The organism is Thermodesulfobacteriota bacterium, from assembly GCA_035325995.1.
GTDB lineage: Bacteria > Desulfobacterota_D > UBA1144 > Nemesobacterales > UBA2774 > JADLGH01.
Window position 1 is genome coordinate 18158 of the sequence record DAOKYU010000015.1, and the last position, 11918, is coordinate 30075.

At 58.4% G+C, this 11918-nt stretch carries 12 protein-coding genes and 1 pseudogene; 7 read left to right on the forward strand and 6 right to left on the reverse strand.

Translation table 11 applies throughout. The annotated features are described in order from the left end of the window. Window positions 1–88: 88 nt before the first annotated feature. The 7 genes and pseudogenes from PKC29_14200 (at window position 89) to PKC29_14230 (ending at window position 5963) form a co-directional block, all read left to right on the forward strand. Window positions 89–1033, forward strand: coding sequence for a TIGR01212 family radical SAM protein (locus tag PKC29_14200; GenBank protein HML96571.1), 945 nt, complete (start codon window positions 89–91; stop codon window positions 1031–1033). Between the two features lie 149 nt (window positions 1034–1182). Next, on the forward strand, window positions 1183–1923 hold the full coding sequence (locus PKC29_14205) for a Bax inhibitor-1/YccA family protein (protein ID HML96572.1): 741 nt from the start codon (window positions 1183–1185) through the stop codon (window positions 1921–1923). 36 nt (window positions 1924–1959) lie between these two features. Beyond that, complete coding sequence (locus PKC29_14210; GenBank protein ID HML96573.1) at window positions 1960–2493, forward strand: hypothetical protein; 534 nt, start codon at window positions 1960–1962, stop codon at window positions 2491–2493. Window positions 2494–2530: 37 nt separating this feature from the next. After that, window positions 2531–2941: a thiol-disulfide oxidoreductase DCC family protein gene (locus PKC29_14215; protein ID HML96574.1), complete on the forward strand. Its 411-nt coding sequence runs from the start codon at window positions 2531–2533 to the stop codon at window positions 2939–2941. Between the two features lie 146 nt (window positions 2942–3087). Continuing rightward, window positions 3088–4716, forward strand: coding sequence for an aminotransferase class V-fold PLP-dependent enzyme (locus tag PKC29_14220; protein HML96575.1), 1629 nt, complete (start codon window positions 3088–3090; stop codon window positions 4714–4716). Between the two features lie 79 nt (window positions 4717–4795). Further along, window positions 4796–5338, forward strand: a pseudogene (locus PKC29_14225) (YIP1 family protein). 94 nt (window positions 5339–5432) lie between these two features. Continuing rightward, complete coding sequence (locus PKC29_14230; protein ID HML96576.1) at window positions 5433–5963, forward strand: YIP1 family protein; 531 nt, start codon at window positions 5433–5435, stop codon at window positions 5961–5963. A 39-nt stretch (window positions 5964–6002) separates the two neighbouring features. Here PKC29_14230 and PKC29_14235 read toward each other — a convergent pair whose 3' ends face one another. The 6 genes from PKC29_14235 to PKC29_14260 all read right to left on the reverse strand — a co-directional run bounded on the left by PKC29_14235 (window position 6003) and on the right by PKC29_14260 (window position 11691). Continuing rightward, entirely contained in the window at window positions 6003–6161 is a 159-nt protein-coding gene (locus PKC29_14235) for a hypothetical protein (protein ID HML96577.1), read from the reverse strand. Between the two features lie 29 nt (window positions 6162–6190). After that, window positions 6191–6508 (reverse strand): hypothetical protein, encoded by a 318-nt coding sequence (locus PKC29_14240; GenBank protein ID HML96578.1) that lies wholly within the window; start codon window positions 6506–6508, stop codon window positions 6191–6193. Window positions 6509–6816: 308 nt separating this feature from the next. Next, window positions 6817–8418 (reverse strand): citramalate synthase, encoded by a 1602-nt coding sequence (gene cimA / locus PKC29_14245; GenBank protein ID HML96579.1) that lies wholly within the window; start codon window positions 8416–8418, stop codon window positions 6817–6819. Next, window positions 8415–9647 carry an aspartate kinase gene (locus tag PKC29_14250; protein HML96580.1) on the reverse strand — a complete coding sequence of 411 codons (1233 nt, stop codon included), beginning with the start codon at window positions 9645–9647 and terminating at the stop codon, window positions 8415–8417. The genes cimA and PKC29_14250 overlap by 4 nt, the downstream gene beginning before the upstream one ends. After that, window positions 9590–10090 (reverse strand): tRNA (adenosine(37)-N6)-threonylcarbamoyltransferase complex ATPase subunit type 1 TsaE, encoded by a 501-nt coding sequence (gene tsaE / locus PKC29_14255; protein HML96581.1) that lies wholly within the window; start codon window positions 10088–10090, stop codon window positions 9590–9592. The genes PKC29_14250 and tsaE overlap by 58 nt, the downstream gene beginning before the upstream one ends. Window positions 10091–10137: 47 nt before the next feature. Next, window positions 10138–11691 carry an NAD(P)H-hydrate dehydratase gene (locus PKC29_14260; protein HML96582.1) on the reverse strand — a complete coding sequence of 518 codons (1554 nt, stop codon included), beginning with the start codon at window positions 11689–11691 and terminating at the stop codon, window positions 10138–10140. Window positions 11692–11918 lie beyond the last annotated feature (227 nt).

Genomic DNA, 11918 nt, shown 5'->3' on the forward strand with positions numbered 1-11918 from the left:
AGCTCGGAACTACGATATCCTTCCCGGTTAATCACGTGGCGTTTGGCTTTCCTCCTCCGCCTTTACAAACTCGGTATAATATCCCGGAATGAGGGCGAGGTATAACTCGTATCACGATTATCTGAAGGAGCGGTTCGGGTGCCGGGTGAACAAGGTCTCGGTGGACATGGGGTTTACGTGTCCGAACAGGGACGGCTCACTCGCGCGCGGAGGCTGCGTTTACTGCAACAACGACAGCTTCGTTCCGCCCTACGCCCGCGCGCGGTTCCCGATGCACGACCAGCTTACGCGCGGCATGGAGTATCTCTCCAAAAGATTCAAGGCGAAAAAGTTCATCGTCTATTTCCAGGCATACACGAACACCTACGGCGGCGCGGACGAGCTCGAAAGGATGTACAGGGAGGCACTCAAATACGAGGGCGTCGTCGGCATAGCGGTCGGCACCAGGTCCGACTGCATCGACGAGGAGAAGCTCGACATGTTTGAAAGGCTGGCGAAGGAGTGCTACGTCTCGGTCGAGTACGGGATAGAGTCGATATACGACAAGACGCTCGAATTCATGAACCGGGGGCACGATTACAGGTCGGTCCTCGGCGCGCTCCGCATGTCGCAGGGGAGGGGGTTCGAGATCGGGGCGCACGTGATAATGGGGATGCCTACCGAGACGCGGGACGAGATGATGGCGACGGCGGCGGAGGTATCCGGCCTCGGAATCGACTGCTTCAAGGTGCATAACCTCCACATCGTGAAGAACACGCCGCTCGAAAGGATGTACAGGACTGATCCTTTTCCGCTCTTCGGGTTCCGGGAATACATCGATTTCATCGTGGAATTTCTCGAACGCCTCTCGCCGGGGATGGTCGTCGAGCGGCTGTTCACGGACACGCCGCGGCAGCTCCTCGTAGCGCCGGACTGGGGGAAATCGCACATACAGGTGATGCAGGCGATAGAGGCGGAGCTCGAAAAGAGGGACACGTTCCAGGGGAGGCTGTATAGTCCGCAAGACGGGGCAGCAGCCGCTTCGGCCCTTTAATCAAGCCCGATTCCGGCCGGATCGCCCACTCTAAAACCCCTCCACCATACCTTTCCCGAAGCCGTCGGCTGTCTGTGAGCTTTTGCGAATGGGCGATATACTTTTTCATATCTTGGGTTAATATTGATTGAGTAAAACCGGAGGAACAGATGATAAAAAGCTCGAACCCCGCGCTGGGGGATAAAACGTTCGAAAATCTCCAGCCGGCAATCGCCGCCGAAGGGCGGATGACGATAAACGGCACCATAAACAAGACGCTCATACTGCTCGTCCTGGCTCTCGTACCGGCGGCGTGGGTGTGGGATAAATTCTATAAGGGCGGGGCCGAGGCGGTCGGCAACTGGATAATGATCGCCGTGATAGCCGGGCTCGTCGTCGCGATGGCGACGATATTCAAGAAGACGTGGGCCCCGTTCACGGCGCCCCTTTACGCCGTCATCGAGGGCGTCGTCATAGGCGGCATATCGGCCATAGCCGAGGCGCAGTTCCAGGGCATCGTGTTCCAGGCGGCGGCGCTTACGTTCGGCACTTTGCTCGCCCTTCTCGTCGCGTACAGGACGGGCGTGATAAAGGTGACGGAGAGGTTCAGGCTGGGCGTCGTGGCGGCGACGGGCGGCATATTCGTCGTCTACCTGGTATCTATAGTGCTCGGATTTTTCGGAGTGAACGTTCCTTTCATCCACTCGGGCGGCCCGATAGGCATACTGTTCAGCCTCTTCGTCGTCGTTATAGCGGCGCTTAACCTCGTGCTGGATTTCGACTTCATCGAGCGCGGCTCCGCCGAGGGGGCGCCGAAGTACATGGAATGGTACGGTGCGTTCGGCCTCATCGTAACGCTGATCTGGCTTTATATAGAATTCCTGAGGCTGCTCACGAAGCTCAGGCAGTGATTCATTCGAAATCAAAAAATCAAGCGGAGGCGTAATTTGAAATTCAACATTTTTGCAAGAACGGCGGTGCTCGTAATCCTGGCGATTGCGGTCCTTTTCGGCGCGGCGGGGGCATCGCTTGCCGCGGGCGGGGCGTCGAGCCCGCAGGAGCTCGGCTCGAAGCGCATCGAGGCCGTGAAGGCGAAGAACAAGGATCAGCTCATGGCACTCATCAATCCGAAGTCGGTCCAATATATGAAGGAGAAAGATCCGGGTAAGCTCGAAGAGGTTATAGCCACCTGGCTTGAAACAGAAGTCCCGCCGAATCCCGAATTCATCGTACAACCATTGAAAGATATACCGGACTATAATGCGGCGTCGCAGACGTTCGTCGTCGGCCCGGCGACTATGTACTTCCCCGTAGCGCCCACTGACCTGCTCGTTCTCATCGGTGACCGTGAGATCACGGTGAAGGAGGACGGGAAGGACGTCGTGCAGAAGAAAAGAGCGCCCGTGACGATAGACGCCATCATGCAGGAGGACGGGGCGTGGTACATCGTCCTGCCGGTCGTAACGAAGACGCAGCAGTAGCGGGCCGCCCCCGGCGCGGGCTGGTACACTTTATTCCATGGCGGAAGGCGCGTCCCATCCTGTAGTCATATTCGACGGCGAGTGTAATTTCTGCAGCTCGATAGTGGCGTTCGTAATAAAACGCGACGGGAGGGGCGTATTCAGGTTCGCGCCATTCCAGTCCGAAGCAGGCAAGAGCCTCCTCGAAGAGCACGGCGTCAGGGACGGCTACTTCGATTCGTTCATTCTCATAGACGAAGGCGGGCTCTACACCAAATCCGACGCCGCGCTCAGGCTGTGGCGGCGTCTCGGCGGCCTGTGGAGCCTGACCTATGCGTTCGTCGTCGTCCCTCGGTTCGTGAGGGACACGGCGTACGATTTCGTCGCGAGGAACCGTTACAAGTGGTTCGGGAAGAAGGACGAATGCATGGTCCCGGGGCCGGAAGTGAGGGAGAGATTCCTGGAGTGAGCCTGCCGCGTGAGACATGGCCCGGGGAAATTCCGGGGCTGTTCCCCATAATAAATACCTGCCTTGTTTCGCCGTCCGACTGCGCGGGTTGTCTCGTCCGAGTATAATGTTATTTTTTTATACTGCGGCAGGCCGGGTGTGACGAGATGAGTGACGGGCTAGAGTTCAAGATTGCTTCCGAGAAGGGCGAGTTCGACCAGGTCCATGCGCTCAATTACGAGACCTTCGCCGAGGAAATTCCGCAGCACGACAAAAACGACGAGGGGTCGCTCGTCGATAAATTCAACGAAGAAAATACGTACATCATATGCCTCGATTCGGGTGAGCTCGTCGGTATGCTCGCCGTGAGGGACAGGCGGCCTTTCTCGCTCGACGGGAAGATACCGGACCTCGATTCGCATTTGCCGCCGTTCAGGTCGGCGTGCGAGATAAGGCTCCTCGCGATAAAGAAGGATAGAAGGAACAGGAAGGTCGTCCTGGGGCTGTTTACGTCGCTCGCGGCGTGGTGCGAGGAGGGCGGGTACGACATTGCGCTTATCTCCGCAAACGTCGAGCGCGAGAAGCTGTACAAGAATCTCGGGTTCACGCCGTTCGGCCCGCGCGTCGGGAAGGAGGGGGCTTTTTATCAGCCCATGTATTTAACCCCCGAGCCGTATTACCGTATGAAGGCCGGGACCAGATTGCTTTCGAGGATGCGGGGAGCCGAAGGGGAGGGCGGCAAGGCTCCGCTTAATTTCCTGCCGGGGCCTGTGGACGCCACGCCCGCCGTGAGGAAGGCGATGGGGGCGAAGGTGCTCTCGCACAGGTCGGACGATTTCGTCGCGGCCTTCGAGGACGTTAGGCGGCGGCTCTCGGCGCTCGTGAACGCGTCGCGGACGTCTATTCTCATGGGCTCGGGGACTCTGGCCAACGACGCCGTCGCCGCGAACCTCACGCTCGCCGAAGGGCGGGGGCTGGTCCTCTCGAACGGCGAATTCGGCGAGCGTCTCGTGGACCACGCGCGGCGTTTCGGGCTCGCGTTTGAAACCCTCGCGAAAGGGTGGGGCGAGACGTTCTCGCGCGCCGAAATCGAAAGCGCTCTCGACGCCTCACCGGGTACGAGGTGGCTCTGGGCGGTGCACTCGGAAACTTCGACCGGGGTTCTGAACGACCTCGGCATGCTGAAGGGCGTATGCGCCGCGCGGGGAGTCAAGCTCTGCCTCGACTGCATAAGCTCGCTCGGGACCGTGGCGCTCGACCTTTCGGACGTATACATGGCGACGGGGACGAGCGGGAAGGGGCTCAGGTCGTTCGCCGGGCTCTCGTTCGTTTTCAGGGGCGACGGGGCTGCGCTCCCGCCGGGGAATCTCCCCCGCTATCTCGACCTTTCGCTATACGAAGGATCGGAGGGCCCGCCGTTTACCGTGTCGTCGAATCTCCTTTATGCGCTACGCGAGGCGCTGGCCGGCGGGGACGGGTGGGAAGCACGCTACGCGGCGATAAGAAAGCTGTCGGCGGCCGTGAGGCTCCGTCTCCGCGAGGCGGGGCTCGGGGTCGTCGCGCCCGAGGGGCACGATGCGCCGGCGCTGGTAACGATAGCCCTTCCGGGCGAAGTCCCGTCCGGCGAGCTCGGCCCCGAGCTCGAAAAATCGGGCTATTTCCTCAACTGGCGGAGCACGTACCTAGTCCGGAGGAACTGGGTGCAGATCGCGCTCATGGGAGAGTACGATTCCGGGGCGGTCGGACGGTTCCTCGACTTTCTGGCCTCGGCCGCAAGGCCCAGAAAGCGCGCCTGATTCGTATAATTCACTTTGACGATAAGCCCCGAACGATTTATTATTGGCGTATCGGTAAATTCATGGAGGAGGATACGAGATGGCAAGTTTAGTCAACCGTATGGTAAGGGCGGCCAAGCTGGACGTGAGCCTTTACGAGGAAGTGGAGGCGGACAAAAGCGCCCTCGGGCAGGCGGCGGCAGTGGTTTTGATATCGAGCATAGCGGCCGGAATAGGCGCGGTCAGCCAGCTCGGCGGGCGGGGTATCGTGACGACCGCGATATTGGCGCTTTTGGGATAGGTCGTATGGGCCTTTCTTACGTACATAATCGGGACCAAGCTCCTTCCCGTGCCCGAGACGAAGACGGACCTCCCCGAGATGATGCGTACTATCGGTTTTTCGACCTCTCCGGGCATTCTTAACGTGTTCGGGTTCATTCCGTTTATCGGCGGTTTCATTGCGCTGGCCGTCGCGGTGTGGTCGTTCGTCGCTATGGTCATTGCCGTGCGCCAGGCGCTCGATTATACGAGCACGTGGAGGGCGGTCGGCGTCTGCATCATAGGGTTTATCGTTTATATCATCATCAGCATGGTCCTGGCAGGTCTCGTAGGGACGCACGATATGATGTCCGGTGCATCCTGACGGAGAATAGCGCATCCTAAGTGTTTGTATGCGCCGGCTGAGGCGCGCCGGAATTCGTGTACGTTTCGTTTATCGCGAGAGGTGATGTTCACAGGTGTTTATCAAGAGGCTTATAAGGGCGCTTCTTCTCGACCCGGCCGTTTACGAGGAGATCGAGCACGACAGGCGCGCGATGTGGCAGGCGGCACTGGTCGTGCTGCTGTCGAGTCTTTCGCGCGGGCTTTACGCGTATAACGTCGGGAATTACGCCGGGCTCGTGATAGGGACGATAACCAACTTCGTCCTGTGGATATTGCTGTCGTTCCTCATATACATCATCGGCACGAAGCTCTTCCCCGAATCCGAGACCAGGAGCGACCATTGGGAAGTCATGCGCGTGCTCGGGTTCGCGAGCGCGCCGGGCATATTCAGGGCCTTCGCGAGCACGCCGCACATGACGGCGATAGTGTTCCTCGTCGTCTGGGTGTGGACGCTCGCGGCGATGATAGTCGCCGTCAGGCAGGCGCTCGATTTCAGGAGCACCTGGAACGCGATATGGGTTTGCGTCGTGGGGCTGATAACGTATTGGCTGTTTTACGTTATTTTCTTTTTTGCGTTCGGGCTGCCGAAGCCTGCGTGGTCGTGAGGGGGGAAATAGCCAGAGGCAGACCTTGCATATGCGGGCTCAAGACGTTTTGAGATATGTTCTTATATGTTGTTCCAGTTGATCTAAATGCTTTTCAACAGTTTCAGTTGCAGGGATTGAAGGGTCTTCAAAATAATATAAATCTGATGCATTATAAGACTCTTCAGCTTTACTTTCCGAATCGTCGATTTCATCCAATTCATTTGTGCTGGTATCCCCACCCAACTTTACTGGAATTTAATTAGTGGCATGCTAATTATCTGCCCAATCTTTGGGGGACCTTCCTTTAGAATAATATTCCGATGTTCACGGAAAAAGTTTACAGATATATCCTCTTCGAGCGAATCCCACCAAGTTTTGAAGTTTGGGTTTTGCTTATGTTCGGATTGAAGCCTGTGAAGTACCGATCTGCCAAAAATAATCGATGCTTCAAGATAAGCCTCGAAATCCACTCTGAAGCCTACAGTACACTCCTTTGCCTTGGTTAAGAAGAACCTAGCTCTTTCCATAGCGGATCTTGAATCTTGAGATATTGGTTTTGCCATGTTTGCTATGATGTCATGTTCGGTAAAGGTTTAATAGTAAAATAAAAAGAAGGCCAAGGCTTTCTACTTTTGCTTGACCAAAAGTAGCAAAAGTCACGGGACGGGGAAAAATTGTGCTAAAAATCATCGTGTCTTCACCAAATCTTATACCCACCCCACCCCCTGATAAGATTTTTAACGCTCATCCCCTCGATTTTTTTAACGCCAATTTTTACGTCCCGGAAGTGTATTGCTTCGCCGCGCGGCGGCTTGCAATATTATGTGTTTTGTAGAGACGTGGCATAGTTCCCGCTACATCGATTGCTCCGCTAGCCGCGGGCTTTGGCTGCGCGGCGCGCTTCGTCTTTCAGAATCTTGTAGTCGATGCTGTCGACGAGGGCTTTTAAGCTCGCTTCGACGATGTTCTGGGATACGCCGACCGTGCTCCAGTCGCTCTCGCCGTCGCCGGATTCGATGAGAACGCGCACTACCGCGTCCGTGCCGTGTTTGGCCGCGAGGACCCTGACCCTGTAGTCCTTGAGGCGGACTTCACGGAGATTCGGGTAGAACTTTTCGAGCGCTTTACGGAGGCCCTGGTCGAGCGCGTGAACCGGGCCGTTGCCTTCGGCGGCCGTGTGCTCGACGACCCCGTCCACTTGTACTATGAGCGTGGCCTCGGTTATGGGCTCGGCGTCGTCCGCCCTTTTGTCCGTAAGCGTGCGGACGCTCTTAAGCTCGAAGGGCTTTCTGTACTCGCCGAGGGACTTTCTTATGAGGAGCTCGAACGACGCGTCGGCGCCCTCGAATTCGTACCCCTCGCTTTCGAGCTTCTTGAGGTCGTTCAGTATGGCGTTGACGCGCTTGTCCTGCGGGTCGAGCTCTATGCCGAGCTCACCGGCCTTGTAGAGGATGTTGCTCCTCCCGGAGAGGTCGGATATGAGAACGCGCCTGTGGTTGCCGACGACGTCGGGCTGAACGTGCTCGTACGTGTCGGGGTTCTTCATGACGGCGCTTACGTGGAGCCCGCCCTTGTGCGCGAAGGCGCTCTCGCCGACGTAGGCCATGTGCCTTAGCGGCGGGAGGTTCGTGAGCTCGTGGATGAAATGCGATACGTCGTAGAGACGCTTGAGCTCTTCGTCGCCTATGCAGTCTATGCCGAGTTTCAGCTTTAGGTTCGGTATGATCGAGCAGAGGTTGGCGTTGCCGCACCTTTCGCCGTAGCCGTTCATCGTGCCCTGTATCTGGCGTACGCCTTCCCTTACGGCGTAGAGGCTGTTGGCGACGCCGACTTCGCCGTCGTTGTGTGTGTGTATGCCGAGCTCGGCGTCGCCGAGGGCGAGGCCGACCTCCCTGACGATTTCCTCGACTTCCCACGGTAGCGTGCCGCCGTTCGTGTCGCAGAGGACTATGACGTCGGCCCCCGCTTCCTTCGCCGCCGTCAGCGCTTCGACGGTGTACCTGGGATTGCGCTTGTAGCCGTCGAAGAAGTGCTCGGCGTCGAAGAAGACTTCGTCCGCGTGCTTTTTAAGGTAAGCCACCGAGTCGTGGATTATTTCGAGGTTTTCCTTGAGCGGTATCCTGAGGGCTTCTTTTACCTGGAAGTCCCAGCTCTTGCCGACTATCGTTACGGCGGGGGTTTCCGCCTTGAGGAGGGCCTGTATGCTGGCGTCTTCCTCGCAGGCTTTGCCCGAGCGCCTCGTGCTGCCGAAGGCCGCTATGGCGGACCTCCGGAGCCGGAGCTTCTTGGCCTCTTCGAAGAATCCTTCGTCCCTTTCGTTGGAGCCCGGCCAGCCGCCTTCAATATAATGCACTCCAAGCTCGTCGAGCTTCTGTGCGATTCGCAGCTTGTCGTGGATCGAGAACGAAATGCTCTCGCCCTGCGTGCCGTCTCTTAAGGTAACGTCGTATATCTTCACCTGCCGTGCGCTCATTTTTCCTCCCCGAGCTCGAATGCGTCGTGCAGCGCCCTTACCGCGAGCTCCGTGTACTTTTCCTCTATAACGCAGGAAATTTTTATCTCGGAAGTGCTTATCATCATTATATTTATGCCTTCTTTCGAGAGGGTCGAGAACATCTTCGCCGCAACGCCCGAATGCGTCTTCATGCCGACGCCGACGAGCGATACCTTGGTAATCTTGTCGTCCGAGATGATGTCCTTCGCGCCGAGCTCCCGCGCTACACCTTCTGTTAGTATAATTGATTTTTTAAATTCTGTCCTCGGCACGGTGAAGGTCATGTCGGTGTGGCCCTCGATGCTGACGTTCTGGACGATCATATCGACGTTGATGCCGGCCTCGCTCAGCGGCGAGAATATCCGCGCCGCGATGCCGGGGCTGTCCGGGACCTGCGTGATCGTGATCTTGGCCTGGTTTTTGTCGGACGATACGCCCGAGATTAGTATATTTTCCATGTGAGTCATGTCTTCCTCCTTAACTACCCACGTTCCTTCCTGTTCGGGTTTCGCCGTCGGGCGCACGTGAAGCGGGACGTCGTGCTTCATCGCGAATTCGACCGCGCGGGCCTGGAGCACCTTGGACCCGAGGCTCGCGAGCTCTAGCATTTCTTCGTATGAAATCCTCTCGAGCTTCCTCGCGGTGGGGACTATGCCCGGGTCGGACGTGTAGATACCGTCCACGTCGTCCTTATACAGCTCGCAGGAATCCGCCCCGAGGGCCGAGGCCAGCGCGACGGCGGTGAGGTCGGAGCCGCCCCGCCCGAGGGTGGTGACGTTGCCGTCGTCGTCTACGCCCTGAAACCCCGCCACGATGACGATCTTCCCCTTTTCGAGGGCCTTTTGTATCCTCTCGGCGTCTATGCGGACTATCTTCGCCTTGGAATGGGCGTTGTCGGTGATAATGCGCACCTGGTGCCCCTGGTAGGAAACGGAGTCGTGCCCGAGGGCTTTTATAGCCATGGCAAGGAGCCCCGAGGAGACCTGCTCGCCGCTCGACGTGACGACGTCGAGCTCCCTTTCGTCGGGCGGGTCCATGAGCTCGAGCGAGAGCTTCACGAGCCTGTCCGTTTCGCCGGCCATGGCCGAGACGACGACGAGGACGCCGTTACCCTTTTCTTTCGTACGGATGACGTGCCCCGCGACCCATTTTATCTTGTCGAGGTTCGCAACGCTCGTTCCGCCGTATTTTTGAACGATAAGACCCATTCTCTTTGTCCTTTTATTCTTATATTGCGCGTCGTTTCGGAGACCGCGCCGCCCGTTTCGGGTATGGCGATCTCGACGTCTATCGTATAATCCGGGAGCTCGTCCTCGATCCTCTCGGCCCATTCTACCGCGGAGACGCCATTACCGAAGAGGAATTCCTCGAACCCTATGCCGTAGAGCTCGTCGGCGCCCGAAATCCTGTAGAGGTCGAAGTGGTAAAGCGGCATCGTCCCTTCTTCGTACGCGTTCATTATGACGAAGGTCGGGCTGACGGGGTCTTCTTCGATCCCGAGCGCCCTGGCGATACCCTTGACGAGCACTGTTTTCCCCGCTCCGAGGTTTCCTCTAAGGGCGATAATACTACCGGGCTTGAGCGATTTGCCAATAACCTCGCCAAGCGCCGCCGTTTCGTCGCTGCTGTGAACGACTATCTCTGTTTCCATCGTATCTTCCGTTTTCATTCTGGTTTGGAAGGCCGACCGGGCGCTTTTCATCTAATTCGGATGAAAGGCTCGTCGTCCATTGTCGGAATGTCTTTAATCACGCCCGGGAGCGAGTCGGCGAGGTCTTCGGCAATGATGCCGGTCTCGCCCCTTGCGGAGGCCGCCCTGTCGCCCGCCAGGCCGTGGGCGAACACCCCCAGCTTGCAGGCGTCCTCGGGGCTCATCCCCTGCGCCAGGAAGCCGCCAGTTATGCCCGTGAGTACGTCGCCCATTCCGCCCGACGCCATGCCGGGGTTGCCGGTGGTGTTGACGAAGACCTTGCCGTCGGGGCAGGAGACGAGCGAGCGGGCGCCCTTTAGTATCACGTAAACGCCGTATTCGCGGGCGAACCCGAGGGAGACGCCGACCCTGTCGCCCTGGACGTCCCCGGTCGATATGCCCGCGAGGCGGGACATCTCGCCGGGATGGGGCGTGAGGACCAACGGGACGCGGGCTTTTTTGAGTATGCCGGGCTCTTCGGCGACGAGTGTCAGGCCGTCGGCGTCGATGAGCATCGGCACGGGCGAGGTCCTTATTATCTGGTAGAGGAATTCGCGGGCGTCGTCCGTCGTGCCGATCCCCGGTCCGATTGCGACGGCGGTTTTCTTCTCCGAGAGTATCTTCTTCGCGCGGGCCGCCGAGACTTCGCCGAACGTCCCCTGCGCGGTTTCGGGGATGGGCTCGGTCATCGCCTCTGTCGTTTTTATCTCCATTATCGTATTAAGGCTCTGGGGGATACCGGCCGTTACGAGGCCTGTCCCGGCCCGAAGCGCACCCAGGGACGCCAGGGCCGCAGCGCCGGATTTGCCGGGCGAGCCGGCGAGTATGAAGAGGTGCCCGTACGTGCCCTTGTGCGTGTCGGCGGCCCTTTTCCCGACGAGGCCGCGGATATTGGCGTGCGTCAGCATCTCGTACGGGATATCGGCTTCGAGCGCCTTCGGCGTCGTGATGTCGGCGACGTAGAGGCTGCCCGCATAATCGACGCCGGGGTATATCGAGACGCCGAGCTTGGGGACGACGAACGTGACGGTTATGTCCGCCTTCACGGCCGCGCCTAGCGGGAAGCCCGTGTTGGCGTCGAGCCCGGAGGGCACGTCTACAGCGACTTTAGCCGCGGGCTGTGCGTTTATGAAGTCGATGAGCTTCCTGTAGAAGCCCTCGACTTCCCTGTCGAGCCCTGTGCCGAATAAAGCGTCCACGATGACGTCGGCGGGTTTATATCTTCGCGTCGATTCCGTTAGCTCGACTATGCTGCCTCCCAGATTCCTGAACGCTTTATAATTCGTGAGCGCGTCGCCCCTGTATTTGGCTGGGTCTGATGCGAGGTAGACAGCAACGGAGAGGCCTTGCCCGGCGAGGTGGCGTGCGATGACGAAGCCGTCGCCGCCGTTGTTGCCCCCGCCGGCGAATATGGCCACGCTCTCGGCGAAGGGGTATTCCTCGAGGATGACGTCGGCGGCTGCGCGCCCGGCGTTCTCCATGAGCACGAGGCCCGGGACGCCGTAGTCTTGTATCGTCGCCCGGTCGATTTCCCTGACTTGTTCACGCGTGGCTATTTTCATGGTCCGGGGATAAAAATAACGTAAATCCGGGGGATTGTACACAGGGGGTGGCCAGGTGCGGCGGGGGTGGTTATAGCGAGTTTGCTGCTATTTCTAAAAGTGGTGGAGGCTGGGGGGCGGCAGCCTGGAGGGGGACGTTCCGAGTTGGCTCATAAATTGGGAGAAAGTGTTCTCTACTTTTGCCTGACCAAAAGTACACACGTATGTGTGTCTTTCGACGTAGCACC